The following is a 17,491-nucleotide window of genomic DNA, read 5'->3' as shown; positions in this document are numbered from 1 at the left end:
ACCGCCGGCCTTCGCAAGCACCTTGGTGATCGCCGCCGTCAGCGACGTCTTGCCATGGTCCACGTGCCCGATCGTGCCAATGTTGCAGTGCGGCTTCGTCCGCTCGAATTTCGCCTTCGCCATTGTCGTCGTTCCCGATCGGGTTTGCGTTACCAGCGGTAGTGGCTGAAGGCCTTGTTGGCCTCTGCCATCCGGTGCGTGTCTTCGCGCTTCTTGACGGCCGAGCCGCGGTTGTTCGCCGCGTCCATCAGCTCGCCGGACAGGCGCTCTTCCATCGTGTGCTCGCCGCGCTTGCGCGCGCTTTCGATAAGCCAGCGAATCGCCAGGGCCTGGCGCCGCTCGGGGCGGACCTCCACGGGCACCTGGTAGGTCGCGCCGCCGACGCGGCGGCTGCGGACCTCGACGGCCGGCTTCACGTTGTCCATCGCCTCATGGAAGAGCCGCAGCGGATCGCTGTTCGGCCCGCCGCGCTTCTTCAGCGTGTCCATGGCGGCGTAGACGATCCGCTCGGCCGTGCTCTTCTTGCCGTCGTACATGAGCACGTTCATGAAACGGCTCAGCACAACGTCGCCGAACTTCGGATCGGGCAGGACTTCGCGCTTCTCTGCGCGGTGACGACGCGACATCTCTCAGCCCCTCACTTCGGACGCTTCGCGCCGTACAGCGAACGACGCTGACGACGCTTGGCAATGCCCTGGGTGTCGAGCACGCCGCGCAGGATGTGGTAGCGAACGCCCGGAAGGTCCTTCACGCGGCCGCCGCGGATGAGCACGACCGAGTGCTCCTGCAGGTTGTGGCCCTCGCCCGGGATGTAGCTCACCACTTCGAAGCCGTTCGTCAGGCGCACCTTCGCGACCTTGCGGAGCGCCGAGTTCGGCTTCTTCGGCGTAGTCGTGTAGACGCGCGTGCAGACGCCGCGCTTCTGCGGGCTGCCCTTCAGCGCCGGGACCTTGTTCCGGGCCGGCTTGGTCTCACGCCCCTTGGCGATGAGCTGGTTGATCGTCGGCATGACGCCCCTTCGTAACCGTCCGCGCCACAGCACCACGCCCTGGCAAACACGTCGGCCCGGGTCGCGTGCGCTTGCACGCCCACCGGGCCCCCGTCTCGCTGCCGGCCTCAGCCCCTGGAAATCAGGGCGGCGCCGGCGGCGCAGCTTTGTGGTCCAAAACCTGGCGGGGCGCCGCTGCCGGTGCCCTGCCGAGGGGCGGCTATCTACGCCCGCCCCCCGTATGAGTCAAGCGCATGAACGTCCGATTCATGCGCCCTTGGATGCTGCGATGCGAAAGGGCCGGCCTTCGCAGGAAGACCGGCCCCGAACGCATGGCGCAGCGCCCGGCTATTCGGCCGCCCGCGGCTCCGGCAGCGCCGGCGCGGAGGCCGGCAGGCGGCCCTTGTCGCGCTGCGCGGCAAGCGCACGCAGCCGGTTCATCACGGAACCCGTCCCGGCGGGGATCAGGCGCCCGACGATGACGTTCTCCTTGAGCCCGGCCAGGTAGTCGACCTTGCCCGCCGTAGCGGCCTCCGTCAGCACGCGCGTCGTCTCCTGGAAGGAGGCGGCGGAGATGAAGGAGGTCGTCTGCAGCGACGCCTTGGTGATGCCCTGGAGCACCGGCTCGGCCACCGCCGGCCGTTCCCCGGCCGCCACCCGCTTCTCGTTCTCGATCTCGAACTCGATGCGGTCGACCGTCTCGCCGATCAGGTAGGTGGTGTCGCCCGGATCGGTGACCTCCACCTTCTGCAGCATCTGCCGGACGATGACCTCGATGTGCTTGTCGTTGATCTTCACGCCCTGGAGCCGATAGACCTCCTGGATCTGCTCGACGAGGTAGTCGGCGAGCTTCTCCACGCCCAGCACGCGCAGGATGTCGTGCGGCACGCGCGGCCCGTCGACGAGCGGGTCGCCGCGCTTCACGTAGTCGCCTTCCTGCACGGACACGTGCTTGCCCTTCGGCACCAGGTATTCGCGCGGCGCGGGCTGCTCGTCGCCCACCTGCTCCGGCACCACCAGGATGCGGCGCTTCGCCTTGTAGTCCTTGCCGAATTCAACGCGGCCGTCGATCTCGCTGATGATCGCGTGGTCCTTCGGGCGCCGCGCCTCGAACAGCTCCGCCACGCGCGGCAGGCCGCCCGTGATGTCGCGGGTCTTGGACGATTCGCGCGGCAGGCGCGCCAGCACGTCGCCCGCGGCCACCGCCGCGCCGTTGTCGATCGAGAGAATCGTGCCAGGGGTGAGGAAGTAGATCGCCTCCGTCCCGTTCTCGCGCTTGACGACGTTGTTCTTCTCGTCGCGCAGGATCAGGCGCGGACGCAAATCCGCCGCCTTGCCCGGCGCCTTGTATTCCACGACCTCCTTGAACGACAGGCCGGTCACCTCGTCCTGCCGGTCGACCAGCGTGACGTTCTCGATCAGGTCCGAGAACTCCACCTTGCCGTTCCGCTCGGTGATGATCGGCAGGGTGAAGGGGTCCCACTCGGCCAGCTTCTGGCCGCGCGTGACGGTCGCGTCGTCCTCGGTCAGCAGGCGCGCGCCGTAGGGCACGCGCTGGCGGGAGCGTTCCCGCCCCTGCAGGTCGATCAGCACGATCTCGCAGTTGCGGGACATGACGATCGGGTGGTTCTGGCTGTTCGCCACGACGACGCGGTTCAGCACCTTGATGGTGCCGTCGCCCGCCGCTTCCACCGCCGACTGCTCCGCGCCGCGCTGCGCGGCGCCGCCGATGTGGAAGGTGCGCATCGTCAGCTGCGTGCCGGGCTCGCCGATCGACTGGGCGGCGATGACGCCCACCGCCTCGCCGATGTTCACCGGCGTGCCGCGGGCAAGGTCACGCCCGTAGCAGAAGCCGCAGACGCCCTGGCGCGCGTCGCAGGTCAGCACGGAGCGGATCTTCACCGCCTCCACGCCCGACTTCTCGATCCGCTCGGCCGCGACCTCGTCGATCAGGCTGTTGCGCGCGACGATGAGCTCGCCCGTCGCCGGGTCCGCCACATCCTCCTGCGAAGTACGACCCAGGATCCGCTCGGACAGGGAGGAGACGACATCCGCCCCGTCCATCACCGCGCCCACCGTCAGGCCGCGCTCGGTGCCGCAATCCTGCTGCACGATGATGCAGTCCTGCGCCACGTCGACGAGACGCCGCGTCAGGTAGCCCGAGTTCGCCGTCTTCAGCGCCGTGTCCGCGAGGCCCTTGCGGGCGCCGTGGGTTGAGTTGAAGTACTCGAGGACCGACAGGCCCTCCTTGAAGTTGGCGATGATCGGCTGCTCGATGATCTCGCCCGAGGGCTTGGCCATCAGGCCGCGCATGCCGGCCAGCTGGCGCATCTGCGCCGGCGAGCCGCGCGCGCCGGAATGGGACATCATCCACACGGAGTTGGCGGGCTTGCCGATCTCCTGCTTCATGATCTCCTTCATCATCGCGCCGGCGACTTCGTCCGTGCAGCGCGACCAGGCGTCGACCACCTTGTTGTAGCGCTCGCCCGCGGTGATGAGGCCGTCGAGGTACTGCTGCTCGAACTCCTTCACCTCGTCCTTCGTCTTGGAGATCAGGGCGGCCTTGGTGTCGGGCACCACCATGTCGTCCTTGCCGAAGGAGATACCGGCCTTGGCCGCCTGCTTGAAGCCCAGGCCCATCAGCCGGTCGGCGAAGATCACGCTCTCCTTCTGGCCGCAGTGGCGATACACCGCGTCGATCACGTCGGAGACGTTCTTCTTCGTCAGCATCCGGTTGACCAGCGAGAAGGGCAGCTGGCGATCGAGCGGCAGCAGCGCGCCGATCATCATCCGCCCCGCCGTCGTCACCGGGCGTTCCGTCACCACCTCGCCGGCCGCGTTCATCGTGCGGCGGCGCGCGCGGATCTTGCTGTGCAGCGTGATCGCGCCCGCCTCGAGCGCCTGCTCGATCTCGCCCATCGTCGCGAAGGCCGGCGCGTCCTTCTCCTCGGTCGCCAGGAACTCAGGCGTCTCAAGGCTGAGGTAATACAGGCCGAGCACGATGTCCTGCGAGGGCACGATGATCGGCTTGCCGTTCGCGGGGCTGAGGATGTTGTTGGTCGACATCATCAGCACGCGCGCTTCCAGCTGCGCTTCGAGCGACAGCGGGACGTGCACGGCCATCTGGTCGCCGTCGAAGTCGGCGTTGAAGGCGGTGCAGACCAGCGGATGCAGCTGGATCGCCTTGCCCTCGATCAGCACCGGCTCAAAGGCCTGGATGCCCAGGCGGTGCAGCGTCGGCGCCCGGTTCAGCATGACCGGGTGCTCGCGGATCACCTCCTCGAGGATGTCCCACACCTCGGGACGCTCCTTCTCCACCATCCGCTTCGCGGCCTTGATGGTGGTGGCGTGGCCGTACTTCTCGAGCTTCGAGTAGATGAAGGGCTTGAACAGCTCGAGCGCCATCTTCTTGGGCAGCCCGCACTGGTGCAGCTTCAGCTCCGGTCCCACCACGATGACCGAGCGGCCCGAATAGTCGACGCGCTTGCCGAGCAGGTTCTGACGGAACCGGCCCTGCTTGCCCTTCAGCATGTCGGACAGCGACTTCAGCGGGCGCTTGTTGGCACCCGTGATGGCGCGGCCGCGGCGGCCGTTGTCGAACAGCGCATCGACCGCCTCCTGCAGCATGCGCTTCTCGTTGCGCACGATGATGTCCGGCGCGCGGAGTTCGATCAGCCGCTTCAGGCGGTTGTTGCGGTTGATGACGCGGCGGTACAGGTCGTTCAGGTCCGACGTCGCGAAGCGGCCGCCGTCGAGCGGCACGAGCGGACGCAGCTCCGGCGGGATCACGGGGACCACGTCGAGGATCATCCACTGCGGATGCGCGCCCGATTCGCCGAAGCTCTCGATCAGCTTCAGCCGCTTCACGAGCTTCTTGCGCTTGGCCTCCGACGTCGTCTCCTTCAGCTCGGAGCGCAGCTTCACGCCCTCGGCCTGCAGGTCGATGCCGCCGAGCATCTGCTTGACCGCTTCAGCGCCGATGCCGACCGAGAAGGCGTCCTCGCCGAACTCGTCCATCTTGGTCTGGTACTGGTCCTCGGTGAGGAGCTGGTGCAGCTTCAGGTCCGTCAGGCCCGGCTCCAGCACCACGTAGTTCTCGAAGTACAGGACCTTCTCCAGCTCCTTCAGCGACATGTCGACCATCAGGCCGACGCGCGAGGGCAGTGACTTCAGGAACCAGATGTGCGCGACCGGGCTGGCGAGCTCGATATGGCCCATGCGCTCGCGCCGCACCTTGGCCAGCGTCACCTCGACGCCGCACTTCTCGCAGATGATGCCGCGGAACTTCATCCGCTTGTACTTGCCGCACAGGCACTCGTAGTCCTTGATTGGACCAAAGATGCGCGCGCAGAACAGCCCGTCCCGCTCCGGCTTGAAGGTGCGGTAGTTGATCGTCTCGGGCTTCTTGATCTCGCCATACGACCAAGACCGGATCTGCTCGGGCGAAGCGATCGTGATCTTGATCTGGTCGAAGGTCATCGCCTGGCCGGTCTGGCCCAGGATCTTCATCAGCTCGTTCATGCGGTCCTCGTATGAGAGGCCGCCGCCGTGGACACCCCACGGCGGCTGAGCGTGTGGAAAAGGTGGGAACGCCCGCGCATCAGGACGGGCGGTTCTCCAGGTCGACGTTGAGGCCGAGCGACTTCAGTTCCTTCACGAGCACGTTGAAGGATTCCGGAATGCCGGCCTCGAAATTGTCCTGGTCGCGCACGATTGCCTCGTAGACCTTGGTGCGGCCCGACACGTCGTCCGACTTCACCGTCAGCATCTCCTGCAGCGTGTAGGCGGCGCCGTAGGCTTCCAGCGCCCAGACCTCCATTTCGCCGAAGCGCTGGCCGCCGAACTGCGCCTTGCCGCCCAGCGGCTGCTGGGTGACTAGGCTGTACGGCCCGATCGAGCGCGCATGGATCTTGTCGTCGACCAGGTGGTGCAGCTTCAGCATGTAGATGTAGCCGACCGTCACCTTCCGCTCGAACTGCTCGCCCGTGCGGCCGTCGCGCAGCCAGACCTGGCCGGAGCGGTCGAGCCCGGCCTTGTCCAGCATCTCCTCGATGTCGGACGGCTTGGCGCCGTCGAACACCGGGGTCGCGATCGGGATGCCCTTGCGCAGGTTCTCGCCGAGCTCGACCAGCTGCTCGTCGCTCATCGGCGCGATGTCGCGGGCGAAAATCTCCTCGCCGTAGACGTCCTTGAGCTTCGACTCGAGCTCCGACCGACGGGCGCCGCGGTGGCGGTATTCCTCCACCAGCTCGCCCACCTGCTTGCCGAGGCTCGCGCAGGCCCAGCCCAGATGCGTCTCGAGGATCTGGCCCACATTCATGCGCGAAGGCACGCCGAGCGGGTTCAGCACGAGATCGACCGCCGTGCCGTCCTCGAGGAACGGCATGTCCTCCGCCGGCACGACGCGGGAGACCACGCCCTTGTTGCCGTGGCGGCCGGCCATCTTGTCGCCCGGCTGCAGCTTGCGCTTCACCGCGACGAAGACCTTGACCATCTTCATCACGCCGGGCGGCAGCTCGTCGCCGCGCTGCAGCTTCTCGACCTTGCTCTCGAAGCGCTTCTGCAGGCGCTCGACGGCGGCGTCGAACTCGCGCTTCAGCGCCTCGATCTCGGCCATGGCGGCGTCGTCGGCGACGCCGATCTGCCGCCAGGTGGCGCGGGCGAACTGGTCCAGCACCTCGTCGGTGATGACCGTGCCGGCCTTGACACCCTTGAAGCCGCCGGACGCCTTGCGGTTGAGCAGGCGCTCGCGCAGGCGGCCGTAGAAGGACCGCTCCTGGATCGCCTTCTCGTCGTCGCGGTCCTTGGCGAGCCGCTCGATCTCGGCGCGCTCGATCGCCATGGCGCGCTCGTCCTTGTCCACGCCGCGGCGGGAGAAGACGCGCACGTCGACGATCGTGCCCGCGACGCCGGGCGGCAGCTTCAGCGAGGTGTCGCGGACGTCCGACGCCTTCTCGCCGAAGATGGCGCGGAGCAGCTTCTCCTCCGGCGTCATCGGGCTTTCGCCCTTCGGCGTCACCTTGCCGACCAGGATGTCGCCCGGGTTCACCTCGGCGCCGATGTAGACGATGCCCGCCTCATCCAGGTTGCGCAGCGCTTCCTCGCCGACATTCGGGATGTCGCGGGTGATCTCCTCCTGGCCCAGCTTGGTGTCGCGGGCCATCACCTCGAATTCCTCGATGTGGATCGAGGTGAAGACGTCATCCTTCGCGATGCGCTCGCTGATCAGGATGCTGTCCTCGAAGTTGTAGCCGTTCCAGGGCATGAAGGCGCAGAGCACGTTGCGCCCGAGCGCCAGTTCGCCGAGTTCCGTCGAAGGCCCGTCGGCGATGATGTCGCCGGCCTGCACCTTGTCCCCCACCTTCACCAGCGGGCGCTGGTTGATGCAGGTGGACTGGTTGGAACGCATGAACTTGCGCAGGCGGTAGATGTCGACGCCCCGCGTCGTGCCGTCATCGCCCGAGGCGCGCACCACGATGCGCGCGCCGTCGATGCTGTCGATCACGCCGTCGCGGCGCGCGACGATGGTGGCACCCGAATCCCGCGCGACCGCGGCTTCCATGCCCGTGCCGACCAGCGGCGCGTCGGCGCGGATCAGGGGGACCGCCTGACGCTGCATGTTCGATCCCATCAGCGCGCGGTTGGCGTCGTCGTTCTCGAGGAACGGGATGAGCGCCGCGGCGACGGAGACGAGCTGCTTGGGCGAGACGTCGATCGCCGTCACTTCCTCGGGCTTCACCAGGCGGAAGTCGCCGCCCTGGCGCACCGAGACCAGCTCGTCCTTGAAGGCGCCGTCCGAATCGACGTTGGCGTCGGCCTGCGCGACGACCAGCCGCTCCTCCTCCATCGCGGAGAGGTAGCGCGGGTCGCCCACGATCCTGCCGTCCTTCACCAGGCGGTACGGCGTCTCGATGAAGCCGTACTTGTTCACCTTTGCGAAGGTGGCGAGCGAGTTGATCAGGCCGATGTTCGGCCCTTCCGGCGTCTCGATCGGGCAGATGCGGCCGTAATGCGTCGGGTGCACGTCGCGCACCTCGAAGCCGGCGCGCTCGCGCGTCAGGCCGCCCGGGCCAAGCGCCGAGAGGCGGCGCTTGTGCGTCACCTCGGACAGCGGGTTGGTCTGGTCCATGAACTGCGACAGCTGGCTGCTGCCGAAGAATTCACGCACCGCGGCCGCGGCCGGCTTCGCGTTGATCAGGTCGTGCGGCATGACCGTGTCGATGTCGACCGAGCCCATGCGCTCCTTGATCGCGCGCTCCATGCGCAGCAGCCCGACGCGGTACTGGTTCTCCATCAGCTCGCCGACCGACCGCACGCGGCGATTGCCGAGGTTGTCGATGTCGTCGATCTGGCCGCGACCGTCCTTCAGGTCGAGCAGCACGCGCAGCGTCGCCACGATGTCCTGCTTGCGGAGCGTGCGGACATGGTCCGGCACTTCCTCGGCGCTGAAGCCGAGCCGCATGTTCATCTTCACCCGGCCGACGGCGGACAGGTCGTAGCGCTCGGCGTCGAAGAACAGGCCGCGGAACAGCGCCTCGGCCGTCTCGGGCGTCGGCGGCTCGCCCGGGCGCATCACCCGGTAGATGTCCATCAGCGCTTCGTCGCGGTTGGTGTTCTTGTCCACCGCGAGCGTGTTGCGCATCCAGGGGCCGACCGACTGGTCGATCGCGAGCGTGGGCAGCCGGTCGAGACCGGCCTCCTCGATCGCGGCGAGCTTAGGCTCGGTCAGCTCGTCGCCGGCCTCGGCCCAGATCTCGCCGGTGGTCGCGTCGACCATGTCCTCGGCGACGAAGCGGCCGAGCAGGTCGGCGCGTCCGACCAGCACTTCCGTCGTGCCGGCCTCGGCGATCTTGCGCGCCGTGCGCGGCGTCAGCTTCGCGTCCTTCTCGGCGACCACCAGGCCGGTCTTGGCGTCGACCAGCGGCTCCGCCAGCTTCACGCCGCGGAAGGCCTCGGGGTCGAAGGCGCGGCTCCAGCCCTTCGCGCTGCGGCTGAACACCACCTGGCCGTAGAAGGCGTTGAGGATCTCCTCGGCATCCATGCCGCGGATCTCGCCCGGCTCGAGGTCGCGCCCCTCGGCCGCGCGGTCGGCGCGGCGCTGTTCCGTCAGCGAGGAGTCGAGTGCCAGCAGCAGCGTCGTGGTCGGCAGCTTCCGCTTCCGGTCGATGCGTACGTAGCAGATGTCCTTCGCGTCGAACTCGAAGTCGAGCCACGAGCCGCGATAGGGGATGACGCGCGCGGCGAACAGGTACTTGCCGCTGCTGTGCGTCTTGCCCTTGTCATGGTCGAAGAAGACGCCCGGCGAACGGTGCATCTGGGAGACGATGACGCGCTCGGTGCCGTTGATGATGAAGGTGCCGTTGTCCGTCATGAGCGGCATGTCGCCCATGTAGACATCCTGCTCCTTGATGTCGCGGACGGACCGGCTGCCGGTGTCCTCGTCCACGTCCCACACGATCAGGCGCAGGCGCACCTTGAGCGGGGCGGCGAAGGTCAGGCCGCGCTGGATGCATTCCTCGACGTCGTACTTCGGCTCCTCGAGCTCGTACTGCACGAATTCGAGCCTGCCGCGGCCGGCGAAGTCGTCGATCGGGAAGACGGACTTGAACACCTCCTGCAGCCCGGCGTGAAGCCGGCTGTCGGGGCTCACCTCCATCTGCAGGAAGGCTTCGTAGGAAGCCCGCTGCACGTCGATGAGGTTCGGCATCGGCGCCACTTCGGGGAGACGCCCGAAGCTCTTGCGGATCCGCTTGCGCCCCGTGAACGACTTCGTGATAGCGTTCATGCCTGTCCTGCTTCCCTATCTGCCCCGGCCCGCACACCCCGGCCGGCGGGGAACCCTCGCATCGCCGTGTCCGGCAACGCAGGAACGGGCGGCATTCCCGGACCGTTCCGGAAACCCCACCCGCACCCTCTCGAACTGCTTCCCCCATCCCGCCCGTCGCCGGGCGGGACAGGGGACGAGATCACTTGATCTCGACCTTGGCGCCGTTCTCTTCCAGCACCTTCTTGATCTTGTCCGCTTCGTCCTTGGACACGCCTTCCTTGACGGTCTTCGGGGCGCCCTCGACCAGGTCCTTGGCTTCCTTCAGGCCCAGGCCGGTGATGGTGCGGATCTCCTTGATCACGTTGATCTTCTTGTCACCGCTGTTGGCCAGGATGACGGTGAACTCGGTCTGCGCCTCGGCGGCGGGCGCCGCGGCGGCAGCAGCCGGCGCCGCCGCAACGGCGACCGGCGCCGCGGCGGAAACGCCCCACTTCTCCTCGAGCATCTTGGAGAGCTCGGCGGCCTCCAGGACGGTCAGGGACGACAGCTCGTCCACAAGCTTCGCGAGATCGGCCATGTCTGAATACTCCTCGATCTAATGGCTTGACATCGGTTGTGCAACTCCCCCGTGGCCGCGCCCTTCAACCCATGGGCGGAACGACCGCGGGGGACGGTTCCTGCGGCCCTCAGGCCGCCTGGGCCTCGTCCTTCTTGGCGTAAGCCGAAAGGACCCGTGCCACCTGCCCACCAGGGGCCTGGAGGATGCCCGCGATGCGCGTCGCCGGGGTCTGGATGAGACCCAGCAGCTGCGCACGCAGCGTCTCCAGGGACGGCAGCTCGGCCAGGGCCTTCACGCCATCGGCGCTCAGCGTCTGGGTTCCGAGCGCACCGCCCAGGACAACGAACTTGTCGTTCGTCTTGGCGAACTCGACCGCGGTCTTCGCCACCGCCACGGGATCCGTCGACCACGCGAGCGCGGTCGGACCCTTCAGCAGCGGCTTGACGCCGTCGAAACGGGTGCCTTCGAGGGCGAGGGTGGCCAGGCGGTTCTTCGCGACCTTGTACGTCGCGCCCGCCGCGCGCATCCGCCGGCGCAGTTCGCTCACATCCGCGACCGTGAGACCCTTGTTCTGGGCCACGAGCACGAAGGAGGTCTCTGCGAAGACGGCCGCGAGGGAGGCGACGAACTCACGCTTCTCCGTACGGTCCACTCCACGTCTCCGTCGGTGGCCGGCGCCTTGTGGAGGGGCTCCGACCGGTCCACACGGGGGCGCCGGCACCATGCCGGACACCCCAGTTCGCCTGTCAGGCCGGAACACCAAGCCAAGCCATGCCGGACCTCGAAGGCCCGGCCATGTCATCGGTTCGGCACCCCGTCTCTCCCCTGCCCGGCTTCGCCGAATCAAGGCCCCGAAGGGCCGCAGGAGGTCTCCGACAGGTTTCGGACAAAGGGCCTCGGCCCCCGTCCTGCCCGCCCAGCCCGGGAAGGGCTGGGCGTATTCCATCAGGCCGTGGCGCCCGAAAGGCTCGCCACGTCCACCTTCACGCCAGGCCCCATGGTCGAGGAGACCGCCACCTTCTTCAGGTAGGTCCCCTTCGCCCCGGTCGGCTTGGCGCGCTGGATCGCGTCCACGAAGGCGCGCGCATTGGCCAGCAGCGCGTCCTCACCGAAGGACGCCTTGCCGATGCCGGCATGCACGATGCCCGCCTTCTCGGCGCGGAATTCCACCTGGCCGGCCTTGGCCGCGGTGACCGCACCCTTCACGTCCATCGTGACCGTGCCGAGCTTCGGGTTCGGCATCAGGCCGCGCGGGCCGAGCACCTTACCCAGCCGGCCCACCAGCGCCATCATGTCCGGCGTGGCGATGCAGCGGTCGAACTCGATCTTGCCTTCCTGGACCATGGCGGCCAGGTCGTCCGCACCCACCACGTCGGCGCCGGCGGCCTTCGCCTCATCGGCCTTGGCGCCACGGGCGAAGACGCCCACGCGCACCGTCTTGCCGGTGCCGTGCGGCAGGCCCACCACGCCACGGACCATCTGGTCCGCATGCCGCGGGTCGATGCCGAGATTCATCGCGATCTCGATCGTCTCGTCGAACTTCGCCTTGGCGTTCGACTTCGCGATCTTCACCGCTTCCTCGAGCCCATAGGCCTTCTCCCGGTCGAAACCGGCATAGACGGCCTTCAGACGCTTGCCCTGATGCGGCATCGGATCAGCCCTCCACCACGGTGAGGCCCATGGAACGGGCGGACCCGGCCAGCATGCGCACGGCCGCGTCGACATCATTCGCGTTCATGTGCTGCATCTTGGTCTTGGCGATTTCCGCCAGCTGCGACTTGGTGACGCGACCGACCGACGCGCCCTTGCCCGGCGTCGTCGAGCCCTTCTCGAGCTTCGCGGCCTTGAGCAGGAAGTACGTGTTCGGCGGCGTCTTGGTGATGAAAGAGAAGGTGCGGTCCGTATACGCCGTGATGACCACGGGCGTCGGCGTGCCCGGTTCCATCTGCTGCGTCGCCGCGTTGAACTCCTTCACGAACTGCATGATGTTCAGGCCGCGCTGACCGAGCGCGGGACCGACCGGCGGCGACGGGTTCGCCTTGCCAGCCGGGATCTGCAGCTTGATGTAGCCTGCGATCTTCTTCGCCACTGTGGCAGTCCTCTGCTGTTGCCAGAGGCCCGCGGTCCGTACGGGCCCGAAAGCCCTCCCGCGTTCCCTGAAACGCCGAAGGCCGGGGAAACACCCCCGGCCGGTCGGCGAGGGCGGGCGTGTAGCGGGGGCGGGCGGACTTGTCCAGGGGGTGCGCGCGCGACGCAGGGGGCGCCGCCCCCTCCGAGCCACCCCGGCCAAGGGCCGAAAGGTCCCCGGAACCATCACCCGGGGCGGCATCAGCGCAGGCGCCAGTAGCGCAGGCGGCCGCCGGCGATGCCAAGCAGCCGGCCGAAGCCCGCGAAGACGCCCGGGGGCTGCTCCCACGCCGTCTTGAAGGCCTCGATCACCTGGGACTGTATGGCCTTGGACAAATCCGGGTCGGGCAGGAACCGCGGATGGGCGGGCAAGGCCTCCATCACCCCCAGCCGCTTGGCCAGGACCAGCTGCGAGACCTTCACCACCCGCGACACCCGCCGCCAGGCCCGCGCGATCCGCCAGGCGAGCGCCTGCCACAGCGCATCCGCGCGCGTCCGATGCGCCACATGCGTCAGCAACAGGTCGAGATGCCCCGAGGCCGCCCAGCGCCTGAGCGCGCGCGAGGCCGTGTCCGGCCGCCCGTATTCCCGCGGCAGGTCCCTCCACGGCCCGCGCGAACAGGCGACCCAGAAGATGGCATCCAAGGTCCGCCGCCGATCCCGCGGCGGCCGCCCCCGCCCGCCGGTCTCGGGCGGGAGGTTGCGGGCGATGAGATCGTATTCCTCATCGGTCAGGGGACGGAAGGGGTGGGGCTGGATGGCGGTGGCTGACATGGGCGGCGCGGTCCGGCTGGGGTGGCGGCGGGACCTTAAAGAATGAAGGAATTTAATCCTTTTTGCAAGTGAATTGATGTGGAGGGGCTCTGCCCCTCCAGACCACCCGGCCGAGGGCCGAAAGGCCCTCGGAACCCGAGACTTCAGGGCCGGCAAACGGCACGGCCACGCCGACATGGACCGAAGACGACACAGGACAGCATTGACGCAGCACCCCATTTCGTACAGATTTCTGTACGCATTCTCCGGGCACCAGCCGATGAGCCACGTCTCCTACACCGACCTGCGCAACAACCTCGCCCGATACATGGACACCGCGATCGAGACGCGGGACGCAATCCTCGTCACCCGCCAGGGGGGCAAGGGCAATGTCGTGCTGATCTCGGAGGAGGAGTTCCGCGGCTGGCAGGAAACGGTGCATCTCATGGCCTCGCCGGCGAATGCGGCGCGGCTGATGCGCTCCCTCGCCGCGGCCGAGGAAGGCCGGACGACGGAGCGCGCCCTGCTGGTCCCGCCCGCCGGGACGCCTGATTGAGGGTCGAGTTCACCGACGAGGCCTGGGCCGATTATCTCGACTGGTTCGCCCAGGACGGCGCGACGCTCGCGCGCATCAACGCGCTGATCGAGGATGCGCGGCGCCAGCCCTTCGCGGGCCTGGGCAAGCCCGAACCACTGAAGGGGCCGCTCACCGGCTGCTGGTCCCGCCGCATCACGCGGGAGCATCGGCTCGTGTACCGCGTGGCGGGCAAGGCGGGGGAAGACCAGCGGATCATCGTCCTGATGTGCCGATACCACTACGGGTGACGGCGCCTGGCCCCAGGACGACGGGGCGCTTCCAAGTGACGGGTTCCGAGGGCCTTTCGGCCCTCGGCGGGGTGGCCTGGAGGGGCGGCGCCCCTCCAGCAGCGCGCATCGCCCCGAAACGCCCATGCAACCTCCCGCCAGGGCCGATGCTACGCTCCCCCGCACACAACCCCGGACACCCCCCGACATGCGCCTCGCACTCGCCATCGCCCTGACGGGCCTGCTTGCGTTGCCCGCCGCGTCCCGCGCCCAGGCGCCGTCCAACCCCGCCACGCCGGAGCAGCTGGTGGATGCGCTGGAAGGGATGTTCGGTCGCAATGCCGGGCTGCGCCGTGCCCATCCCAAGGGCTTCTGCGCCGAGGGCGAGTGGGTTTCGACCGGCGCGGGTGCCGCGCTGACCACGGCGGCGACGCTGGCGCCCGGCGTGCGCGCGCCGGTGCTGGCGCGCTTCTCGCTGGCCGGCGGCAATCCGCGCGCGCCGGACAATGTCGACAATGCCCGCGGCCTGGCCATGCGGCTCGACCTGCCGGGCAATGAGTCGCAGGACTTCGTGGTGATCTCGGCGCCGGTCTTCGGCGTGCGGACGCCGGAGCAGTTCCGCGACAACCTGATTGCCCGCCGGCCGGACCCGGCCACGGGCCAGCCGGACCAGGCGCGCATCCAGGCCTTCGTCGCCGCCAATCCCGAGGTGACGCGCCAGGCCGCCTGGATCCGCGCCAACCCGCCGTCGGACAGCTATGCGAGCGCGCCGTATTTCGGCGTGCACAGCTTCCTCTTCACCAATGCCGCGGGCCAGGTGCGCCCCGCGCGCTGGAGTTTCGAGCCGGCGGAGGGCCGCCGCAGCATGACGCCGGAGGATCGCCAGCGGCTGGGCGCGAATTTCCTCGAGGCCGAGTTGGCCGCGCGGCTGGCGCGCGGGCCGGCCGAATGGCGCGTCTTCCTCACCCCGGCGCAGGAGGGCGACGTGCTGACCGATGCCACCCTCGCCTGGCCGGAGGACCGCCCGCGGGTGGAGGTGGCGCGGCTGTCGATCCGCCGCGTCGCCGCGGCCGATGCCTGCACCGGGCTGATGTTCAGCCCCGTGTCGCTGCCGCGCGGCATCGATCCGTCGGAGGACCCGATCCTGCAGATGCGCACGCCGGCCTATGCGGAATCCTTCTCCCGCCGGTCGGGCGGCCAGTAGGCGGGGTATCCCCCGCACCAGGTGACGGGTTCCGAGGGCCTTTCAGCCCTCGGCGGGGGTCGAGGGGGCGGCGCCCCCTCGCCTGCCCGGCTAACCGAAGTCGCGATCCCACCGTATATGCCCGCGACACGGACCGAGACCGCCCCATGCCCTGGCGTGACCGCAGCGGCGCCTTTTCGCCCTTCAAGACCTTCGTCCTTGCCGCGCTGGCGGTTCCCGCGCTGCTGCTCGCGCATGCGGCGTGGACTGGCGCGCTCGGCCCGAAGCCCTGGCAGGCGGCGACGCATGATGCCGGCACCTGGGCGATCCGGCTGTTGCTGCTGTCGCTGCTGGTCACGCCGGCGCGGCAGGTCTTGCGGCAGGCGCGGGTGGCCGAGCTGCGGCGCATGGTGGGCGTCGCCTGCTTCGCCTATCTGGCGCTGCATCTGGCGCTCTATGCCGGGGATCTCCGCTTCGACCTGCTGAAGGTGGGCAGCGAGATCGTCAGCCGCGTCTACCTGACGATCGGCTTCGTCGCGCTGGTGGCGCTGGCGGTGCTGGCGGCGACGTCGACGGATGGCGCGGTGAAGCGGCTGGGTGGCGCGGCGTGGCGCCGGCTGCACCGGCTGGTGTTTCCGGCGGCCGTGCTCGCGCTGGTGCATTTCACGCTGCAGTCCAAGGCGGATGTGACGGAGCCGATGCTGATGTCGGGCCTGTTCGCCTGGCTGGTGGGCTATCGCGTGCTGGCGCCGGCGGGCGCGGCGCCTGGGATCGTCGCGATGGTGGCGTTGGCGCTGGGTGCCGCGGCGGCGACGGCGGCGCTGGAATTCGCCTGGTATGGGCTGGCCACGGGCATCGACCCGTGGCGCGTGCTGGCGGCGAACCTGGATGTGGCGTTCGGGCTGCGGCCGGCGCTGTGGGTGCTGGTGGCCGGCCTTGGCGCGGCGGCGCTGCGGGCGGTGCCGCGCGGGCGCCGCATCGCTCGGGCGGCCTGAGTCCCGGCGGGGTCCGGGGTGACCCTGTCACCCCGGCCTGGGTCGAGGGGGCGGCGCCCCCTCGGTCTCAGAGCTTCTCGACCTGCCCGTATTCGAGGTCGACCGGCGTGGAGCGCCCGAAGATGGAGACGGAGACCTTCACGCGGCCCTTCTCCTCGTCGACTTCCTCGACCACGCCGTTGAAGGACGTGAAGGGGCCGTCGGCGACGCGGACCTGCTCGCCCACCTCGAACACCACGGCGGGCTTGCGCGGCTTCTCCACGCCTTCCTGCACCTGCTTGAGCAGGCGCTCGGCCTCGCTCGCGGGCACGGGCTGGGGCTTGTTGCGCGCGCCGAGGAAGCCGGTGACCTTCGGCGTGTCCTTCACCAGGTGCCAGGCGTCGTCGGTCATTTCCATCTTCACCAGCACGTAGCCGGGGAAGAACTTGCGGTCGGTGTCGACCTTCTGGCCGCGGCGGACCTCGGTGATCTGCTCGGTCGGGACCAGCACCTCGTCGAACTTGTCGGCGAGGCCCTTCTGGGCCGCCTGGTGCTTGATCTGCTCGGCGATCTTCTTCTCGAAGCCCGAATAGACGTGAACCACGTACCACTTCTTGTCGGCCACGGTGCCGCTCTCCTTCAGCCGATGCCGAACACGAGGCGCATGGCCAGCTGGATCAGCTGGTCCACCACGAGGAAGAACACGGCCGCGAGCGCCGACATGGCCAGCACGAGGCCGGTCGTGACCAGCGTTTCCTTGCGGGACGGCCAGGTAACCCGGCTGACCTCCTGCCGGACTTCCCGGATGTACTGCGCCGGATCGAACTTGGCCAAGTCGGTGTCCTCTGGAACGACGGCGGGCGGCAGCCCTGGCTGGGCCACCACCCGGTGCGAGACCTTATGTCAGCCGGTGCGGCGGTGGCAGGGGCGGAGGGTCTCGAACCCCCAACCTCCGGTTTTGGAGACCGGCGCTCTAGCCAATTGAGCTACGCCCCTTGCGTCCCGCCGCCGTCACATAGCGCCACGGCGGCGGGCAGGCAACGCGGCGCGTTACGCCGTGATCTTCGCGACGACGCCGGCGCCGACGGTGCGGCCGCCTTCGCGGATCGCGAAGCGCAGCCCTTCGTCCATCGCGATCGGCGCGATCAGTTCCACGTCCATCGACACGTTGTCGCCCGGCATCACCATCTCCACCCCTTCCGGCAGGGAGACAACGCCCGTCACGTCCGTCGTGCGGAAGTAGAACTGCGGACGATAGTTCGTGAAGAACGGCGTGTGGCGGCCGCCTTCCTCCTTCGTCAGCACGTACGCCTCGGCCTTGAACTTCGTGTGCGGC

Annotated in this window: 17 protein-coding genes and 1 tRNA gene; 4 read left to right on the top strand and 14 right to left on the bottom strand. The window is 68.7% G+C overall.

The genetic code is table 11. The annotated features are described in order from the left end of the window. The 10 genes from J5Y09_RS23475 to J5Y09_RS23430 all read right to left on the bottom strand — a co-directional run. Positions 1-123 (bottom strand): GTP-binding protein (locus J5Y09_RS23475; RefSeq protein WP_245217389.1); only part of this gene is annotated, 123 nt, incomplete at its 3' end. Between the two features lie 26 nt (positions 124-149). After that, entirely contained in the window at positions 150-626 is a 477-nt protein-coding gene (gene rpsG, locus J5Y09_RS23470) for a 30S ribosomal protein S7 (RefSeq protein ID WP_198375823.1), read from the bottom strand. Between the two features lie 11 nt (positions 627-637). Next, positions 638-1,009 carry a 30S ribosomal protein S12 gene (rpsL, locus tag J5Y09_RS23465; RefSeq protein WP_137127375.1) on the bottom strand — a complete coding sequence of 124 codons (372 nt, stop codon included), beginning with the start codon at positions 1,007-1,009 and terminating at the stop codon, positions 638-640. A gap of 327 nt (positions 1,010-1,336) precedes the next feature. Further along, complete coding sequence (rpoC, locus tag J5Y09_RS23460) at positions 1,337-5,509, bottom strand: DNA-directed RNA polymerase subunit beta' (protein WP_209354284.1); 4,173 nt, start codon at positions 5,507-5,509, stop codon at positions 1,337-1,339. A 79-nt stretch (positions 5,510-5,588) separates the two neighbouring features. Continuing rightward, on the bottom strand, positions 5,589-9,773 hold the full coding sequence (gene rpoB, locus J5Y09_RS23455; protein WP_209354283.1) for a DNA-directed RNA polymerase subunit beta: 4,185 nt from the start codon (positions 9,771-9,773) through the stop codon (positions 5,589-5,591). A 181-nt stretch (positions 9,774-9,954) separates the two neighbouring features. After that, a complete protein-coding gene (gene rplL / locus J5Y09_RS23450; RefSeq protein ID WP_198375826.1) occupies positions 9,955-10,332 on the bottom strand; it encodes a 50S ribosomal protein L7/L12 in 378 nt (125 codons plus the stop codon). A gap of 109 nt (positions 10,333-10,441) precedes the next feature. Beyond that, on the bottom strand, positions 10,442-10,966 hold the full coding sequence (rplJ, locus tag J5Y09_RS23445; protein ID WP_332837582.1) for a 50S ribosomal protein L10: 525 nt from the start codon (positions 10,964-10,966) through the stop codon (positions 10,442-10,444). A 293-nt stretch (positions 10,967-11,259) separates the two neighbouring features. Then, on the bottom strand, positions 11,260-11,964 hold the full coding sequence (rplA, locus tag J5Y09_RS23440; RefSeq protein ID WP_209354282.1) for a 50S ribosomal protein L1: 705 nt from the start codon (positions 11,962-11,964) through the stop codon (positions 11,260-11,262). A 4-nt stretch (positions 11,965-11,968) separates the two neighbouring features. Continuing rightward, the gene (gene rplK / locus J5Y09_RS23435; RefSeq protein WP_209354281.1) at positions 11,969-12,403 is read right to left on the bottom strand and encodes a 50S ribosomal protein L11; all 435 of its coding nucleotides are present in this window, start codon (positions 12,401-12,403) and stop codon (positions 11,969-11,971) included. A gap of 239 nt (positions 12,404-12,642) precedes the next feature. Next, on the bottom strand, positions 12,643-13,215 hold the full coding sequence (locus tag J5Y09_RS23430; protein ID WP_209354280.1) for a transposase: 573 nt from the start codon (positions 13,213-13,215) through the stop codon (positions 12,643-12,645). A 259-nt stretch (positions 13,216-13,474) separates the two neighbouring features. Here J5Y09_RS23430 and J5Y09_RS23425 point away from each other — a divergent pair, with 259 nt between their 5' ends. The 4 genes from J5Y09_RS23425 to msrQ all read left to right on the top strand — a co-directional run bounded on the left by J5Y09_RS23425 (position 13,475) and on the right by msrQ (position 16,176). After that, positions 13,475-13,750: a type II toxin-antitoxin system Phd/YefM family antitoxin gene (locus J5Y09_RS23425; protein ID WP_209354279.1), complete on the top strand. Its 276-nt coding sequence runs from the start codon at positions 13,475-13,477 to the stop codon at positions 13,748-13,750. Next, positions 13,747-14,019: a Txe/YoeB family addiction module toxin gene (locus J5Y09_RS23420; protein ID WP_209354278.1), complete on the top strand. Its 273-nt coding sequence runs from the start codon at positions 13,747-13,749 to the stop codon at positions 14,017-14,019. Before J5Y09_RS23425 ends, J5Y09_RS23420 begins: the two co-directional genes overlap by 4 nt. Positions 14,020-14,206: 187 nt before the next feature. After that, positions 14,207-15,202, top strand: a complete 996-nt coding sequence (locus J5Y09_RS23415; protein ID WP_209354277.1) for a catalase family peroxidase — start codon at positions 14,207-14,209, stop codon at positions 15,200-15,202. 146 nt (positions 15,203-15,348) lie between these two features. Continuing rightward, on the top strand, positions 15,349-16,176 hold the full coding sequence (msrQ, locus tag J5Y09_RS23410) for a protein-methionine-sulfoxide reductase heme-binding subunit MsrQ (protein ID WP_209354276.1): 828 nt from the start codon (positions 15,349-15,351) through the stop codon (positions 16,174-16,176). Positions 16,177-16,243: 67 nt separating this feature from the next. On the opposite strand, the gene nusG is transcribed toward msrQ, so the two are convergent. The 4 genes from nusG to J5Y09_RS23390 all read right to left on the bottom strand — a co-directional run. Continuing rightward, on the bottom strand, positions 16,244-16,780 hold the full coding sequence (gene nusG, locus J5Y09_RS23405) for a transcription termination/antitermination protein NusG (protein WP_198375832.1): 537 nt from the start codon (positions 16,778-16,780) through the stop codon (positions 16,244-16,246). Between the two features lie 14 nt (positions 16,781-16,794). Then, a complete protein-coding gene (gene secE, locus J5Y09_RS23400; RefSeq protein ID WP_198375833.1) occupies positions 16,795-16,989 on the bottom strand; it encodes a preprotein translocase subunit SecE in 195 nt (64 codons plus the stop codon). A gap of 85 nt (positions 16,990-17,074) precedes the next feature. Next, a tRNA-Trp gene (locus J5Y09_RS23395) sits at positions 17,075-17,151 on the bottom strand. A 54-nt stretch (positions 17,152-17,205) separates the two neighbouring features. Continuing rightward, positions 17,206-17,491 (bottom strand): EF-Tu C-terminal domain-related protein (locus J5Y09_RS23390; RefSeq protein ID WP_490380724.1); only part of this gene is annotated, 286 nt, incomplete at its 5' end.

The organism is Roseomonas nitratireducens (genome assembly GCF_017813355.1).
Lineage (GTDB): Bacteria > Pseudomonadota > Alphaproteobacteria > Acetobacterales > Acetobacteraceae > Neoroseomonas > Neoroseomonas nitratireducens.
The sequence above is the reverse complement of the archived record's forward strand: the minus strand, read 5'-3'. Positions and strand labels throughout refer to the sequence as shown.

Coding starts and splice junctions, on each gene's coding strand:
- rpsG (WP_198375823.1), bottom strand. CDS start 626: ATGTCGCGTCGTCACCGCGCAGAGAAGCGCGAAGTCCTGCCCGATCCG.
- rpsL (WP_137127375.1), bottom strand. CDS start 1,009: ATGCCGACGATCAACCAGCTCATCGCCAAGGGGCGTGAGACCAAGCCG.
- rpoC (WP_209354284.1), bottom strand. CDS start 5,509: ATGAACGAGCTGATGAAGATCCTGGGCCAGACCGGCCAGGCGATGACC.
- rpoB (WP_209354283.1), bottom strand. CDS start 9,773: ATGAACGCTATCACGAAGTCGTTCACGGGGCGCAAGCGGATCCGCAAG.
- rplL (WP_198375826.1), bottom strand. CDS start 10,332: ATGGCCGATCTCGCGAAGCTTGTGGACGAGCTGTCGTCCCTGACCGTC.
- rplA (WP_209354282.1), bottom strand. CDS start 11,964: ATGCCGCATCAGGGCAAGCGTCTGAAGGCCGTCTATGCCGGTTTCGAC.
- J5Y09_RS23430 (WP_209354280.1), bottom strand. CDS start 13,215: ATGTCAGCCACCGCCATCCAGCCCCACCCCTTCCGTCCCCTGACCGAT.
- J5Y09_RS23425 (WP_209354279.1), top strand. CDS start 13,475: ATGAGCCACGTCTCCTACACCGACCTGCGCAACAACCTCGCCCGATAC.
- J5Y09_RS23415 (WP_209354277.1), top strand. CDS start 14,207: ATGCGCCTCGCACTCGCCATCGCCCTGACGGGCCTGCTTGCGTTGCCC.
- msrQ (WP_209354276.1), top strand. CDS start 15,349: ATGCCCTGGCGTGACCGCAGCGGCGCCTTTTCGCCCTTCAAGACCTTC.